This window comes from Planctellipticum variicoloris (genome assembly GCF_030622045.1).
GTDB lineage: Bacteria > Planctomycetota > Planctomycetia > Planctomycetales > Planctomycetaceae > Planctellipticum > Planctellipticum variicoloris.
In genome coordinates, this window is the sequence record NZ_CP130886.1 from 5,008,717 (window position 1) to 5,023,862 (window position 15,146).

The window sequence follows — 15,146 nt, forward strand, 5'->3', positions numbered from 1 at the left end:
AGGACATCCGCCAGGAAGTCAGGATTCATCAGGCCGCGGAGACTGTCGTTGGCCGGGACGCTTTAGCAGCGACACCGAGAACCGCTTGCCGCTCAAATATCGACTCGCGATGTAGCACCACACCTCGACCGTTTCCGGTGCATTGCCTGCTTGCGTCACTCGCAGCGCATAGCCGATCACATTCGCCGATGGCCAGTCCTGTCGGACCGGTTCCTCCGTCGGAACCTTCGTCAGGAAGTATGATCGCTCATCGACCCGGCCGTGGGGGTTTGTTCCCGAAGACTCCATTGTCGTGCCCAGTCTCAACGAGGGAGGGATCTTGTGAACCTGCATCAGAAAGGAGCTGGGGAGGGCCGATGGATCCTGCATTTTGCATTTTTGCCAAATATTCCCACTCGGCTTCGCTTTTTCTGATCACACCGCGATCCAGATTGCGGTTCAGTTTACGTTGCCAGCGTGCCCGGCAGCGGCATCTATTATTCTTCGTTTTTGAAAACGTTCCCGTCGCTTCCAGATCTAATCGCATCTGATCGTGCTTCTCGTCTTGACTCTTCGTTCGAAGGATGCCTCGCGCAGCGTACGCGACCCTGCTTTTTTGTTCTTTTGATCGCTTGTCTCTGTGTCGCTGCTGGGCGCCGCCTGCCGGTTAGGCCGGCAGCGTTGTGCCTAGCTGGAAGCCCGGTTGTTGTGTTGCGCTTTCGCTCCGTCGGTCATTTGCGTGTGCAGCGAATTACGGCCGCCTGAGCCGCTGATATATACATGGACCTACGATTGGCAACGAGAAAGTTCCGTTATGGCTTACGATGTCTTCAACAGGAGGATCTGCACATAAGAGTACTGCGTTGGACCGCTCTGCTGTTTGCAATTTCGATTGCAAATATTGGGAATTGTTCGGAAACACTTTATTGCGTAAGACAGACCGGCGGAACCGAATCTCGGCTGGCCAAGAATTTCTTGATGGATCCGCCGACTTACTGGACTGACTCAAACTCTACAGTTGGCGGCCCCCCAGTCAGTGCATCAGCGTCATATTCAGATATGCTGCGGTCGATATTTGGAACGGCCACGGCAGACATTCAATACAACCTCGGGTCTGGTTCACCGATGCTTGGGGCGCAGGCATTCAGCACTCATACTGCTTCCGGGACAATGACTGGCACCGGAACTTATACGATAACGGGATCGGGAGCCGGGACTGCCGATTTTGAGATTCAAGCGCCGTCAAATCCATCAAATACGAACGTCTTTATCGACGGCCAGATGTCGATCATTGTGACTTCACCACCGGGGCTTCTTCAGGCCGCGGGTTTTGACATCACTGTTGGATCGACGCGAGTGATAGGAACTCGTGGCGCGTTTACCGGAGTGTGGAGTATCCAGGTCCAGAGCGGCGGATCCACTGTTGCCACGTTTAACACTGGGACGGAGGGAGTCAACATCGTGGTCTTCTTCACAGAGGCTGCCGCAGTGAATGACATTGTTCCATTCGATATCTCGGCCGGGCAAGATGTGAGGTTGACAACCCCTGGGACGAAGGTAGGAACCATGGGCGTTGAAGCGTCCTTCATGCCTACGGGCTATGGCACCGGGGAAACCCCACCTTACAGTGCTGGACGTCTCCGCGTGGAAAAGATCGTGGATGGTGAGACAGAAGTCGTCTACGACACAGAGGACTAGCGATCCGAGTTGAAAGCCAACGCCAGCCTGGCACGACCGGGCTGGTGTTCTCCTTGTTTATTACACGATAGCACCCGCAGCAAGTGTGTGCGTATAGAAGCCAGCCGGTGACTGATCAAAGTGCTGCGTTCCAAGCTCGAAAGCGGGGCAGGCAGCTCGGTCATTCGAAGCGTGCGCGGGCTCTGATCCTCGCGGACTGGTGCCAAGCGGTCGTCAACGTCAAACCCGAAACCGACCGCTGCTGCGACGAACCACTGACGGGCGACGCCCCGCAGCCGTGGTGGCATCGGGTCTGGGACTTGCCCGAAATCCAGCCGCTCGCGACTGGCTGCCAGGTGCTGTTCATTGCCGACACGGGAGGGTACACCGCCGGGGGCGTCATTCAAGACGGCGGAAAGTACACTCTCGTCTACGGCGGGGGGAGCGGATTACCGGTGGGAGAGTACTCGGTGCAGATTGCGCCTCCGATCGTCAATACAGAGAATGCGGCGCCGGTTGACCCGAGTCAGATGGCCGGGCAGCTTAAGCTCAATCGCAAATCCGGCAAGGAAGCCAGCGAAAGCGGCCCATTCCCGTCTCGATACGGTTCGACGTCGACCAGCGGACTGAAATTCACGGTTGCGCCGAATCAGAACACGGCGGATTTCAAGCTCGAAAAGAGCGACGCGAAGAAGTAGCCACGGCGATTACGCTGTTTTCAGCCCCTGTCGATCGAGTCAAAGAGAGCCGCACCCGGAAGTCGGGTGCGGCTCTCTTTGTTGGCTGACGGCGTGCATGCGGCTACCGCCCTGCACTCTTCAACACTGGGCCCAGGACCTTGTCGAACGCGTCGGCCTGGCGCAGGAAGCCGAGGTCGTTGGGGTGGGAGCTGTCGACGGCGCCGTCGCCGTCTTCTCCCAGCAGATCGTCGCCGGGGATGTAGTAGAGATTCTTCGCGCCGGCGGCGATCAGTTCTTCGTAGGCTTTTTTCAGGGCCGCGTGGTTGCCGTCGTTCCGCTGGCCTTTGGACTCGTTGAGCCAGGCGTCGGTGTAGCGGCGGTCTTCGACCAGCACGATCGGCGTCTCGGGGCGGGCTTTGCGGAGCTGCTCGACCAGCGGCTTCGTCTTTGCGGCCGTTTCTTCGCCGCTCATGTTCGGGCAGCAGTCGATGACGTAGATCGCGGGATCGAGTTCGACGAGGAATGCGCCGACTTCGGGCTCCATCCGGCCGTTGCCGGAGAAGCCGAGGTTGATGGCGGGCCGATCGTAGCGGCGCTGCAGAATGGCGGCGTGGACCATGCCGGTCCGCGATGCGCAGGCGCCGTGCGTGATCGAGGTGCCGTAGTAGACGATCGGCTTCGCGCGTTCGGGCGGATAGGCGGGGGCCTGCTCCAGCGAGGCCCCCGTCGGCACGCCGATTTCGGCGGAGGCGGTGCCGTTGTAAAGGGGCAGGTAGACCAGGTATTCGCGTTTTCCGGGTCGGAGTCCCTGCGCCAGGACGATTTCGTTGGTGACGGCTTTCGGCTGGCCGACGGCGACCCAGCGCCACCGGCCCCGGTCGTCGCGGGCGTAGAGATCGACGCCGCTGACTCCAGTGGCGGCCATGTGGGGCATGGCGAGGTTCGAACTGGTGACAGTCCAGCGCGCGTGGATCTTCGGAGAATCGGTGACGAACCGGACGCAGAGGCCCGCCGAGTGGCGGCTGAGATTCCAGACGGCGTCGCGGACTTTGCCTTCGGCTCGCGCGGGGAGGCGGTCGTAGGGGGCTTTGGTGTCGGTCCAGCCCTGCCCTTCGAGGCCGAGTTCTTTGACGTCCATCCAGCGGACGCCGTCGTCCTTGGGCTTGTCCTGGGCCGACAGGTGGCTCAGGGCTGGACCGCAGAGGGCCAGGCAGCAGACACTCCAGAGCACGGCGATTTTCATGGAGACCTCGCAAAGGTTGTCGGGACGAGCGAAACAGTCACGGTGGGCCGGCCGCACGGCGGCGGACGGTGTCTTCGAGTTCAACGAGCAGCGCCAGGCACTTCTGCCGTCGGAGCTGCTGCGCCTGCCGGCGGAAGAGGGCGAAATGCAGCAGGACTGCCGCGCCGAGGACGCCGTAACAGAGGGCGACCGCCCAGGGGAGGACCTGGGGCAGCCAGTCGAGATGGAATTCGACCGATCGCCCGGAACCCGCCATGATCAAGATGCGATGGTCGAAGATGCCGACCGGCCCTGCCAGAAATGCCATCCAAAGCACCCAGGCCGCCATAGAGAGGACCGTCAGGATCAGAAAGACGGTCAGCCAACGGGCGGACAGACGCTCGCGCCGCGCCGCCTGGGCGATCGCGGCTTCGAGGTGGTCGAGAAACGGAGATCTCTCGGGCGCGGACATCGGGGCCGCCGTGGGGATTGCGGGAAGTCAGACTCCTGCAATCATCGCGCGACCTTCACTGCGACGCAATGGGCTGGCGGCGATCAGCCACGGCTCTTTCCAAGTTCCGTCTGGGCAACCTGCAGGGTGAGTCGAGTCTTTCACCATCAGTTGTTATCGCAGAGGTGAGCCTCGCGGACTCGACTCACCCTACTTTGAAACGGAGAAGAGCCGTGGGCGATCTGCCAGTCTTCATTGCGATAGAACGCGTCGGCCGTCGAGCCGGTGATTCGCCGGATCCGCTCGACCTCCTCCTCCGTCAATCGCTGCTGCCAGACGTTAATATTTGCGGCGCTGTTGCGAACGACGTTGTGGATGGAGGTAGAGACTCCCGGAATGTGCGGATCCGTCGAAGTCGAAGTCTGCCGCAGGAAGTCGTCGGTCCGAGAGGTGTATGGCAGCCCGACTCGGTCGAACAGCCGCGGGAATTCTTCAGCGGGATGCCGTGAGACATCTTCGTGGCGGAGATAGATCCACTCGGGATGCCGACGGCGGAATTCCAGAATCACTTTGTGGAGCAGCCGCCACAAGAATGCTCCTTCGCCGATCAGGTCGTCGTGGCCCTGCTCGGACTGTTGCTCAATGGCTTCGCGTTCTTCGGGAAAGAATTCTTCGATGGCCTCGGGCTGTTCCAGCAGGTTCTGAAAGTCGAAGGTCCAGCCTTTCAACTGCAGGCTGGAGGCAAAGGCCGCGGGATGCCGGATCATGATTACCGGCTGCACGCCGAAATTCTCCGCCAGCCATTCGGTGGAAAGGAGAGCGATCGGGTCCTTCAGCACGATCTGACGGCAGCGATCGCACAGTCGCGTCCGACGCCGTTTCGTCCGGAGCTTGCGCAGTGCAGTCCGGGGATGCAGCAGATCGCTCCAGGCCAGTTTCGGGGAATTCCAGCGGAAGGAGAGCAGGTCGTGAAACTCCTGCCAGTCGGGATGGTCCGGACCGCCGTTCAAGCGCTGATACCAGTATTGCATCCGCAACGATGTCAATTCGCAGGGATGAATGACATTGAAGGGCTCATGGACATACGCGGTCTGCGGGGCGGTGGCCAGGACCTTGCCGACCCACGTTGTTCCCGACCTGTGCGATCCGGTCACCAGGATTGTCTTCGCCGGCGCGTCCATGAGCCTGCTCCAGGTTGGTCCTGGCGCAGCGTCGACGAACGTGCCTTGCGGACCGGACCGTAGCCGCGCAAAGCAACAGGCAACTGAGAACCCAGATGCGGCGGCGGCCCGGATGAAGCGCAAGTCTGGGGATTGAGAGGGACTTTTTTTCCATCGGCTCCGATTGAGCCCGGAATTCAGCCGAAAGCGTCACGGAATTCAGGGAATGAGGGATTGCCCCGAATTTCGTCTCACGCCGCCTCCTTGTCGTACAGAATGGCCCACCAGACGATGAATGCGACCTGGATGGCCCAGGGGATCGCGAAGTGAACTTTGTCCGGCAGCGGATCGAAGAACTGCAGGGCCAGCGGCGCGGCGAAGATCAGCATCGCGAAGATCTTGACGGATAGATTCAGATCCTCGTTCATCACGAACCAGAACAACGCGCACAAGCTGCCGATGATCAGCGCCACCAGGAACACTACGTAGACGGCGAACAACATCTTCGACGATTCCCTTTGTCAGCAGACTTCAGCATCATTCCGGCAGTTCGAGGGTCATTTCGTTGTTGGCCTCACGCACGTCGAACGTAATCTGTCCGCGGGCGGTGCTGGCGACGACTGTGGCGTCCGCCACCGTCGGATGGGGGACGACGTCTCCCATTGTGTGGACCGTTACCGTGTTTTCCCCGGTTACCGGCCCCTGCCCGGCTCCCAGCGAGAAATTTCCGTTTCGAATCATCGCGAACGCGACCGGCTTTTCTGGCGCTCCGCGCGGCGTAAAGCGGACCTGCCCCCACTTGAGCGGCTGGCCGTTGACTCGAATCTGCCCTTTCACGGCCGCACGTTTGACGTCCGCCAGGAACCCCGAGTTCCGCAGCCAGTCGTGCAGGCGTTCTTTCCACGTCGAGAGGGCCGGGTCGCCGGGGGCGAGGCCGACGCCGTGCGGACCGAACTGGTAGATGTGCATTTCGCCGGGGACTTTGTGCTTGCGCATGGCGGCGTAGAACGACAGGCTGTTTTCGACGGGGACGCCGGAGTCCTCGGCCGTGTGGAACAGAAATGTCGGGGGCGTCTGGTCCGAGACCTGTTTGTCGCTCGACATCAGTTCGGCCAGCGCCGGAGGGGCGTCTTTGCCAAGGAGATTGTTTTTTGAGCCGCCGTGTCCCCACGGTTCGCTCATGGTAATGACGGGGTAGCAGAGGACGGCGAAGTCGGGCCGGGAGCTGACCCGCCGGACGGGATCGGGATTGTCGGCCTGCGCCGCCAGGTGCTTGGTCGCCGCGGTCGAGGCGAGATGGCCGCCGGCCGAGAAGCCCATCACGCCGATCCGGTGCGGGGCGATTTCGTACTTTCCGGCGTTGGACCGGACGTACTGCAGGGCGCGCTGGACGTCGTCCATCGGGGCCGGGTGGCGGTAGCGCGGGGCCAGCCGGTACTTGAGGACAAAGGCGGTGACGCCGAAGCTGTTGAACCAGCGGGCGACCTGAGCGCCTTCGTGATCGACGGCCAGGGCGCCGTATCCGCCGCCCGGGCAGACGACGACGGCCGTGCCGCAGGCTTTGTCCTGCGGGGCGGGGTAGTACCACAGGAGGGGTTTGTCAGTCTCGTCGTCGCCGACCTTGCCGGGGGCTCCGTCCGGCCAGAGCAGGATGGTGGCGGGCTCGTCGGCGGCGGACAGCGGTGAACAGCAGGCGGCTCCCAGCAGGAGCAGGCACGACCAGGTGCGAACGAGAGACGTCATGAGCGGGTGACTCCTGGTGATCGGCGGACGGGAAACCGGGCTTCCCGCAGCCGGGGACGGTTTCTCGCAGGATACCGCCCTCGGCCTGGCTTTGCACAACGTGATCCGTAGCGTTTCTACCGGTCAGCGGTTAACCTGCGTTAATCCCGCGACGGGGGTTGCGGTTCTCAGATTCCGAGAGGCGATGAGCCGCTCCGGCTAGACTCCCTCGGGTGACTCATTCCACGCGCCGAGTGCAGCCGAAGATGGAACGGACCGCAGGTGATCCCCCGACGAAGTCTCCCGGCGTTCTTACGCTGGTTGAAGAGGCGATTGGCCCCGATCTGCTCGAAGCCGAGCAGATTCTGGTCGAAGAGCTGAGCAGCGTAAACCCTTACGTCAGCGACATCTTACAGCATGTGACCCGCTTCCGCGGCAAGCGTCTGCGGCCGATGCTGCTGCTGTTGACGGCGGATGCCTGCGGCGGCATCCGCCACGAGCACAAGGTGCTGGCGGCCGTGGTGGAGATGATCCATCTGGCCACGCTGGTTCACGACGACGTGCTCGACGAAGCGGATACCCGCCGGCATGTCGCCACTGTCAATGCCCGCTGGAACAATGAAACCAGCGTACTGTTTGGCGACTTTTTGTTCACGCACGCATTTCATCTGGCCAGCAGCCTGTCGACGACGCATGCCTGCCGGGCCATCGGTCGATCCACCAATCTGGTCTGCGAGGGGGAGCTGTCGCAGATCAAGGAACGGGGCAACCTCGACCTGACCGAGGAGACGTACTTCCGCATCATCGACGGCAAGACCGCCGAGCTGTGCGCGGTCTGCGGAGAGCTGGGCGCGCGGTACGCCGACGCTGAGCCCGGCGTCATCGCCGCGATGGAGCAGTACAGTCGTTCGCTGGGACTGGCGTTCCAGATTGCCGACGACGTGCTCGACCTGACCGGCAACGAGCGGAGCACGGGCAAGTCGCTGGGATCGGACATTGCCAAGCAGAAGCTGACGCTGCCGATCATCCGGCTGCTGGCGACGGCGGGGGAGCCCGCCGTCGCGGAAATCCGCCAGCTCCTGGCGCACCCCGACGAGCAGACGCGGGAGAAGCTGGCTCCGTTCCTCGAACGGAGCGACGCTCTGCAGTACAGCATCGACCGTGCGCTGCAGCTTGCAGCCGGCGCCCGATCGCAGCTCGACTGCGTCCCGCCGTCGAAGGCCCGCCGGATTCTGGCGGAGATTGCGGAGTTCGCGGTGCAGAGGCAGTTTTGAGGGGAAGCGAGTAGCCGGAGAAGAGGGCTGATCGCGAATCGCTGATCGCTGATCGCCAGACATGGAACGGCGGGGTTGTGCGGGGCCGCCCAGGGCTAATGCCGCTGGGCCACGATGAACCGCCCCTGGCGGGGCTTCTTTGGAGGTCCTCATCCCGACGACTTCCATTCGACATTCCGCCTTCGACATTCGACATTCCCCCCCTGCCGTCAATGGAACGTTCCCCGTCACAAATTGAGTTTCTTTGCAGGCCGGAACGTCATCGACTCCTGCCGGGTTGCTCGCTAGTCTGAAACGACTTCGCCGAGCATCCGCCGCAGGAGATTTTTATGCGCCCGTCTGTTGGTCTTGCGCTAACCCTGAGCTTGTTTGCTGGACCGCTCTTCGCCCAGGACTGGAAGATCGCGCCCAATCCGGTGCTGACGCGGTGGGCGAAGGATGTCTCGCCGGACAAGGTCCATCCGGAGTATCCCCGGCCGCAGATGGTGCGTGAGCACTGGTTGAACCTCAACGGGCTATGGGAATACGCAATCGTTGCGAAGGACGCCGGGCAGCCGACGGACTGGAGCGGCAGGATTCTGGTGCCGTTCCCGGTGGAGTCGGCGCTGTCGGGGGTGAAGCAGTTCGTTGGCCCGGACAAGGCGTTGTGGTATCGCCGGTCGGTGAGCCTCCCTGCTGACACTCACTGGCAGGGGAAAAACATTCTGCTGCACTTCGGGGCCGTGGACTGGGAGACGACCGTCTGGGTGGACGGCGAGAAAGTCGGCGAGCACCGCGGGGGCTTCGATCCAATCTCGCTCGACATTACGGAGGCATTGTCCAAGTCCGGTGCGAAGCCTCACGAGATTGTCGTCCGCGTCTGGGACCCGAGCGACGCCGGCTATCAGCCGCGCGGCAAGCAGGTGCAGAAACCGCACGGGATCTGGTACACGCCGGTGACGGGGATCTGGCAGACGGTGTGGCTGGAGCCGGTGCCAAAGACGTACATCCGGGGCGTGACGATTACGCCGAATCTCGATCAGTCATCGCTGACGATCGCCGCCGACGTCGTCAATCCGCAACCCGGCTGGAAGCTGGGAGTCTATGTGGCGTCACAGCCGAAGTCCGGGGCTGGTCAGTCGCCAGCGGGCGGATTCCACGGCAAGAGCTGGCAGTTCGAAATCGATCAACCACACGTCATCGACATCGACACGCGCGGAATCGAGATCGAGCGCCACTGGTGGTCTCCCGAGCATCCGCACCTGATCGATGTCTATGTTGCACTGGTATCCGACAAAAATGCCGACCTGGAAGGCTTTGCGCAGCAGTGGATGCCCAAGCTGACTGGTCCGCTCGCACCGAAGCCTGCGCCGCAGATCCCAATGGCCGACTGGGTGAAAACCTACTCGGCGTTCCGCAAGATCTCTCTCGGCAAGGACGAACACGGCGTCAATCGCCTGCTCCTCAACAACAAACCGCTGTTCCAGTACGGCCCGCTCGACCAGGGGTGGTGGCCGGACGGGCTCTATACCGCGCCGACTGACGAGGCGCTCAAGTTTGATATCGAGATCACGAAGCAGTACGGCTTCAACATGATCCGCAAGCATGTGAAGGTCGAACCGGCCCGCTGGTACTACTGGGCCGACAAACTGGGGATGCTCGTCTGGCAGGACATGCCCAGCGGCGACACGAACGCGAAGTGGGACCCGTTCGGCAAGTTCGACGGGACCGAGCTGACTCGTTCGGTAGAATCGGCCGAGTGCTATCGCAAGGAGTGGAAGGCGATCATCGACGCCCGGCGGAATCATCCGTCGATCGTGATGTGGGTTCCGTTTAACGAAGCGTGGGGCCAGTTCGACACGGTCGCCGTGACGAAGTGGACGAAGGAGTACGACCCCAGCCGGCTCGTGAACTGCGCGTCGGGGGGGAACGATTTTCCGGTGGGCGACGTGATCGACGTCCATCGCTACCCCGGCCCGTTCGCGCCGAAGCCAACCGCGGAGCGGGCGGCCGTGCTGGGGGAATACGGCGGCCTGGGGCTGCCGATGAAGGGGCATACCTGGCAGGACGAGAAGAACTGGGGCTATCGCAGTTTTACGACACAGGCCGACCTGGCCGAGGCCTATCTCGACCTGCTCGACAAGCTGCATCCGATGATCGAGAACGGCCTTGCCGCCGCGATTTATACGCAGACTACGGACGTGGAGATCGAAGTCAACGGGCTGCTGACTTACGACCGTGACGTGGAAAAGATCCCGGTCAAAGCGGTCGCCGAGGCCCACCGCAAGCTGTGGGGGCCGGCGCCGAAAGTCCGCGCACTTGTGCCGACGTCACAGGAATCCGCTCAGACGTGGAAATACACGACGGAGAAGCCCGCGGGCGACGACTGGGCGAAGGCCGACTTCGACGACTCCGCGTGGAAACCCGGTCCGGGTGGCTTCGGCGAGAAAACGACGCCCGGGACGGTGGTCCGGACGGAGTGGTTGACGCCGGATATCTGGGCGCGGCGCTCGTTCGAGCTGAAGGAAGTCCCGGCCGGCCAGTTACGGCTGATGATCCACCACGACGAGGATGCAGAGATCTACCTCAACGGCGTGCTGATCAAGCGAGTCGTCGGCTACACGACGGGATACCAGACCGTCCGTCTGCCGGAACAAGCCCGGCAGCACTTCCGGAAGGGACAGAACACGCTGGCGGTTCATTGCCATCAGACGGGGGGCGGGCAGTATATCGACGTGGGGTTTGCGGTGGCGGAGTAGGGCAAGACGGTCTTGTTTGTCGAGCTTGGATTGACTTCGGTCAGGGGGCTGAGACGGCCGACGGGCCTCGATTTCGATAGATCGTTCCGATTGTGCGATCGGCCCCGGACCAGGAAATCCGCCCCACGAGAATGTCGAGGGCGCCGTCGCCGTCCGCATCTCCGACGGCGCATGTTGCATGGTGGCAGGTGTCCCATTCCAGGACATGCGGAACGAACTTCAGATCGGGTTGCTGCTCGAGCCAGACGACGCTCGCCAGTCGCGGTCGACGGCCGCCTTTGAAGATCTGGTCCGGCAGGAGTGATACGGCTGCCAGATCGAGATCGCCGTCGCCGTCCAGATCGGCGGGGACCGCCCGGTGGACGCCGGGCATGGCCGCCAGTTGTCGTTCGACAACCTGCATCGGTCTGGTCTGCCGGAGCCAGGTGATTCCCTGGTGCGGGCTCAGGTGTCCCCCATCGAAGCTGTCGCCGTGGCAGACGACGACGTCCAGCATTCCATCGGCGTCGATGTCCGCCAAGGCGAAATCACTGGTTCCCCAGGAAGGATCGGGCGCCCGGTAGAGCGTGAAGCGTTCGAAAGTGGCGTCTTCGCGGATTCGATAGACTTCGACGGATTCGAACTCCTGGGCAAACGCCGCCACGATCTCCAGGCGGCCGTCGCCATCGAAATCGATGATTTCTGCCCGCAGGGCGCCGTGACGGGGATCGATCTCCGCCCCGCGCAGATGCGGCCACTCGCCGGAGGGGGCGTCGTTCCAGAAGACCTGCAGCCGGCCGGTCCGGCGCCAGCCGAACTGTGAGACGACCAGGTCTTCGTCGCCATCTCCGTCGAGATCGGCGGAAGTGACATGACTGACGCGTCCCAGTCCGCTCACCAGGCGACGCGGAATTGCGTCCGGGCCATCTGGGATCCACCACAGGCCCCCGCGCTGATGATCTTCCGGTCGAAAGCTTCCCAGGTCGGCCGCCACGTAACCCGGCGTTCCGTCGGGACCGAGTCTCATGCGGCAGACGCCGCAGGGGTTCGGAATGGTCCACCGCTTGCGGAGCGGTTCGTTCAAGCCTGCGAACTCCCAGACCTGCCCGCCGCGCATGTCCGAGAACCACCATCGCCCAGGAACGGACGAGTCGGGCTCGATCCGGGAGATGGCGGCGGGCGAGGCTTCCGCCACGTCGAGCGGCGTCGCCTCAAATGCGATCGGACTTGGCGCGTCATTCAAGGCGACCTGCCCCGTTGACGGCAATTCCACTTCATCCGGCGCCAGGCCGATGTAGTATGCGACGACCGCTTCCTGAGGGGGAGGTTTGAGATCGACGCGACCCGAAGCGCGATAGAAACCGTAGCCCTTGGCGACCTCCTCGCGCCACTCTCGCTTTGCAAAGTTCTGCGGATCGGGAGACTGATGGCAATCGCCGCAGAATTGCCAGACCTCTCGTTCGCTGAGCGCGGGCATTGCACTATTTGAGCGTGAGCCCTTGGCCGATGGCGGAGTGTCAGGTCCTGTGGCGGAATTGCATCCGGCGCACAACAGGCCGGCCAGAATCCATGGCAGGTTGCGATGCTTCGAAAGCCGCCTGCGATCGTGGGCGACGTTCGCGAATTGATGTGGCTCACGGAATGCCAACTGCAATTCCGGCATCGGTTCCATCCTGTGTTGCTGTGGATCGACGATTGCGTCGGCTGCTGAGAATTCAGGAAGCGATTCTAACCGGCCGCTTCCAGCGCCGCGCGCCCTCGGACGGACAGATGCGACGGCACTCAGGCCACGGGGCCGCGCAAGTCCGTCGTTTGCAGATGCTCTCTGGCAGAGACTTCGAGGGCTGCTCGACGCCGGGCTCGTCGAAGTGGCGGACGCCGGCCCGGCGCGACGGCTAGTTGGATGCTTTCAACTGCGCATCGGCGAAGTCCAGGATCTTTTCCCAGAATTTCTGATTCAGCGTGTGCTTCTCGTCGAGGCGGTATTGCATCAGCCGGCCGAAATTCGGACCGACGATCGGCTCGTCGTTCTGGACGAGGCCGGTTCCCTGGAGGCCGGTGACTCCCAGCAGGCGGTAGACCGGGTCGGCGGCCTGCAGGGACTCCAGCGATCGGGGGAAATTGGCCCAGGCGTCCTGAGCCCCTTCGGTATCGAGCAGGGGGCGCGGGGCGACCAGCGCCACGAGGCAGTGCTGGTCGAACGGCAGTCTGTTCTCGTTGCCGCCGAAGGCCACGAAGGCGTCGTCGAACCAGTGCGGGAAGACGCGGTTGATTCGCTCGACGGTTTCCTGCTGACTGTCGCGGCTGAGAGCCATGCCGCCGGTTCCCGACTGATGCGGAACCACCAGCGCCACTCGCCCGTCCATCGCAGCGGCGAACAATGCCGTCTTGCCGCGTCGGGAGTGTCCGATCAGGCAGATTCGGAACGGATCGACGTGGGCATCGGTCGAAAGGTAGTCGATCGCCCGGTGCAGGCCCCAGGCCCAGGCGGCGATGGTGCCTGGGCGGGACGTTTCCGGGACCTTCGGATCGGAAACGAACGGATGGATGCCGTCGGTGAAGTCGTGCCGGTCGGGATCGATTTCGCTCTCGTGGAACAGGGCCAGACCGTAGCCGCGGGAGATCAGATACTCGACGCACCAGAAGTTCGTCGCGGTTCCGCGCTGGCCGGATTTGCAGTTCTCGCGCCGCCACACTTCGGCGTGGTCGGTGATGGCCGGATCGTCGAGGGCCTCGATGTTGCCGCAACTGTTGAGGCTCAGAAACAGCGGCGCCTTCGCGACTCCCTTCGGCAAGAAGATCGCCAGGTGCATCCGCGGGGCCTTGTCGCCCAGCGTCGGGAAGCGGATCTCGACTTCTTTCAGCGTTCCTTTGCCGCCGAGAATGTCGGCGGTCTTCGTCACCCGCGCCTCGATCGGCGCGGGCGCGGGCAGATAGCCATACATGTAGTGCTGAAACAGTCGCCGCAGTTCGGGTTTGCGCCGTTCGAGCCAGGCTCCTTGCGTGGCGACCGGCGTGCCGTCCCGCAGTTTGAGCGGATCGGGCAGCCCGGACTGGGGCGGCAATTGATCCGGTGGCGGCAGGTCCTCGGCCTGGCTCGCAGGTGTCACGATTGCTCCCGCCGCCAGAGCGGCCCAGACCGTCCACATCCGCAGGCTCATGCCGAAACTCCGAGAAGAGGAATCCAGTGGTCTGGTCCCATCATCCCCGGGAACGGCTGCGAAAGAAAGAGGCTGGCGACCTTCGGCAGGACGTGAAGCCGGCGTCAGGCCGTCCGGGCCGTTGCGATATCGCGGGAGGGCTCGTGCCCGAACGACGTCTGGAAAAAGCGGAGCAGCGTCTGGTCGTAGACTTCGCGAGCCGCCACGCGTCCGCCGTTGTGCCGCGACCGGGGGACGATCCAGCAGCGCGTCGCGGTTCCGCCGATCCGCTGTGCCAGATGTTCGACGACGTCCGGCGGCACATAGTTGTCGCGCTCGCCCCCGATCAGCAGCACCGGTCGATTGCGGAGCCGCGGGAGCATGCGTTCGATCATCACGTACCGATGCCCGCGACGCCATTCGCTGATGAGGCGCACGAGGGCCAGCGTATATCGATAATGCCACTCCGGCAGAATGCGGACCAGCCAGAGGGGGATGTATAGAACCGCCCAGCGCTGCGAGTAGCGCAATTGCAGGCCGGCGGTCGGGTAGCCCCCTTCGCAGCAGACGGCTTTGACAGAGGGATGTTCCGCAGCGGCCAGCATGGCTGCGTTTGAGCCGCGGCTGACACCCATGACTCCGAGCGGCAGCGCCTTCAATTCGGACTCGTTCTCAATCCAGCGGAATACGCTTCGTACGTCCTCCGCTTCACGGGAAGTGAACCACTGCAGCGGCTCGTAACCGGGTTCGTAGTCGCTGTCTCCCTGATTGCGGACGTCGACGGAGAGGACGTCGAATCCCGCTTCGAACAGGGCTTCGCAATAGTTGAGAGCCGACCAGTGATTGCCGTCGAGTTCGGGGAAGAACACGATCAGTCCGACGGGCGTTCGAAACGCCTGCCGATACAGGCTGCCGCGAAGGGTCAGCCCGCCAGACGCAGGGATTTCGATCAGTTCGCCGCGCGGGTCGGCGGGGGACGGGGCAATGTTGAAAGCGGGCTTCGTCTCGAAATGCCGCAGCACGATCCGGCCGAAATAGATCCGGGTCAGCAAGTCGACGAAGACCAGCACCGCAACAGCGGACAGCACGTACCAGATCACGCGCGACACCCTCGTGCGATCACG

General features: G+C 62.9%; 13 protein-coding genes. 4 read left to right on the forward strand and 9 right to left on the reverse strand.

Translation table 11 applies throughout. The annotated features are described in order from the left end of the window. Positions 1 to 18: 18 nt before the first annotated feature. Positions 19 to 369, reverse strand: a complete 351-nt coding sequence (locus SH412_RS19455; protein ID WP_336519677.1) for a hypothetical protein — start codon at positions 367 to 369, stop codon at positions 19 to 21. Positions 370 to 957: 588 nt separating this feature from the next. Here SH412_RS19455 and SH412_RS19460 point away from each other — a divergent pair. Both SH412_RS19460 and SH412_RS19465 read left to right on the forward strand, forming a co-directional pair. Next, on the forward strand, positions 958 to 1,677 hold the full coding sequence (locus tag SH412_RS19460) for a hypothetical protein (RefSeq protein ID WP_336519678.1): 720 nt from the start codon (positions 958 to 960) through the stop codon (positions 1,675 to 1,677). Positions 1,678 to 1,784: 107 nt separating this feature from the next. Beyond that, complete coding sequence (locus SH412_RS19465; protein ID WP_336519679.1) at positions 1,785 to 2,354, forward strand: hypothetical protein; 570 nt, start codon at positions 1,785 to 1,787, stop codon at positions 2,352 to 2,354. Between the two features lie 103 nt (positions 2,355 to 2,457). Here the strand turns inward: SH412_RS19465 and SH412_RS19470 are convergent, their stop codons facing one another. The 5 genes from SH412_RS19470 to SH412_RS19490 form a co-directional block, all read right to left on the reverse strand. After that, the gene (locus tag SH412_RS19470; RefSeq protein ID WP_336519680.1) at positions 2,458 to 3,579 is read right to left on the reverse strand and encodes an SGNH/GDSL hydrolase family protein; all 1,122 of its coding nucleotides are present in this window, start codon (positions 3,577 to 3,579) and stop codon (positions 2,458 to 2,460) included. Positions 3,580 to 3,616: 37 nt separating this feature from the next. Beyond that, a complete protein-coding gene (locus SH412_RS19475; RefSeq protein ID WP_336519681.1) occupies positions 3,617 to 4,030 on the reverse strand; it encodes a hypothetical protein in 414 nt (137 codons plus the stop codon). A gap of 146 nt (positions 4,031 to 4,176) precedes the next feature. Beyond that, positions 4,177 to 5,190 (reverse strand): sulfotransferase, encoded by a 1,014-nt coding sequence (locus SH412_RS19480; RefSeq protein ID WP_336519682.1) that lies wholly within the window; start codon positions 5,188 to 5,190, stop codon positions 4,177 to 4,179. Between the two features lie 230 nt (positions 5,191 to 5,420). Next, positions 5,421 to 5,672, reverse strand: a complete 252-nt coding sequence (locus SH412_RS19485; protein WP_336519683.1) for a hypothetical protein — start codon at positions 5,670 to 5,672, stop codon at positions 5,421 to 5,423. Between the two features lie 34 nt (positions 5,673 to 5,706). After that, a complete protein-coding gene (locus tag SH412_RS19490; protein ID WP_336519684.1) occupies positions 5,707 to 6,912 on the reverse strand; it encodes an alpha/beta hydrolase in 1,206 nt (401 codons plus the stop codon). A 212-nt stretch (positions 6,913 to 7,124) separates the two neighbouring features. Here SH412_RS19490 and SH412_RS19495 point away from each other — a divergent pair, with 212 nt between their 5' ends. After that, positions 7,125 to 8,165 carry a polyprenyl synthetase family protein gene (locus tag SH412_RS19495; RefSeq protein ID WP_336519685.1) on the forward strand — a complete coding sequence of 347 codons (1,041 nt, stop codon included), beginning with the start codon at positions 7,125 to 7,127 and terminating at the stop codon, positions 8,163 to 8,165. A gap of 329 nt (positions 8,166 to 8,494) precedes the next feature. After that, on the forward strand, positions 8,495 to 10,903 hold the full coding sequence (locus SH412_RS19500; RefSeq protein ID WP_336519686.1) for a glycoside hydrolase family 2 protein: 2,409 nt from the start codon (positions 8,495 to 8,497) through the stop codon (positions 10,901 to 10,903). 40 nt (positions 10,904 to 10,943) lie between these two features. On the opposite strand, the gene SH412_RS19505 is transcribed toward SH412_RS19500, so the two are convergent. The 3 genes from SH412_RS19505 to SH412_RS19515 all read right to left on the reverse strand — a co-directional run bounded on the left by SH412_RS19505 (position 10,944) and on the right by SH412_RS19515 (position 15,122). Continuing rightward, entirely contained in the window at positions 10,944 to 12,359 is a 1,416-nt protein-coding gene (locus SH412_RS19505; RefSeq protein ID WP_336519687.1) for an FG-GAP repeat domain-containing protein, read from the reverse strand. A 418-nt stretch (positions 12,360 to 12,777) separates the two neighbouring features. Continuing rightward, positions 12,778 to 14,043 carry a glucuronyl esterase domain-containing protein gene (locus SH412_RS19510; protein ID WP_336519688.1) on the reverse strand — a complete coding sequence of 422 codons (1,266 nt, stop codon included), beginning with the start codon at positions 14,041 to 14,043 and terminating at the stop codon, positions 12,778 to 12,780. 104 nt (positions 14,044 to 14,147) lie between these two features. Beyond that, positions 14,148 to 15,122, reverse strand: a complete 975-nt coding sequence (locus SH412_RS19515) for an alpha/beta hydrolase (protein ID WP_336519689.1) — start codon at positions 15,120 to 15,122, stop codon at positions 14,148 to 14,150. Between the last annotated feature and the right edge of the window lie 24 nt (positions 15,123 to 15,146).

Coding starts and splice junctions, on each gene's coding strand:
- SH412_RS19460 (WP_336519678.1), top strand. CDS start 958: ATGGATCCGCCGACTTACTGGACTGACTCAAACTCTACAGTTGGCGGC.
- SH412_RS19485 (WP_336519683.1), bottom strand. CDS start 5,672: ATGTTGTTCGCCGTCTACGTAGTGTTCCTGGTGGCGCTGATCATCGGC.
- SH412_RS19510 (WP_336519688.1), bottom strand. CDS start 14,043: ATGAGCCTGCGGATGTGGACGGTCTGGGCCGCTCTGGCGGCGGGAGCA.
- SH412_RS19500 (WP_336519686.1), top strand. CDS start 8,495: ATGCGCCCGTCTGTTGGTCTTGCGCTAACCCTGAGCTTGTTTGCTGGA.
- SH412_RS19475 (WP_336519681.1), bottom strand. CDS start 4,030: ATGTCCGCGCCCGAGAGATCTCCGTTTCTCGACCACCTCGAAGCCGCG.
- SH412_RS19505 (WP_336519687.1), bottom strand. CDS start 12,359: ATGCCCGCGCTCAGCGAACGAGAGGTCTGGCAATTCTGCGGCGATTGC.
- SH412_RS19490 (WP_336519684.1), bottom strand. CDS start 6,912: ATGACGTCTCTCGTTCGCACCTGGTCGTGCCTGCTCCTGCTGGGAGCC.
- SH412_RS19470 (WP_336519680.1), bottom strand. CDS start 3,579: ATGAAAATCGCCGTGCTCTGGAGTGTCTGCTGCCTGGCCCTCTGCGGT.
- SH412_RS19480 (WP_336519682.1), bottom strand. CDS start 5,190: ATGGACGCGCCGGCGAAGACAATCCTGGTGACCGGATCGCACAGGTCG.
- SH412_RS19455 (WP_336519677.1), bottom strand. CDS start 369: ATGCAGGATCCATCGGCCCTCCCCAGCTCCTTTCTGATGCAGGTTCAC.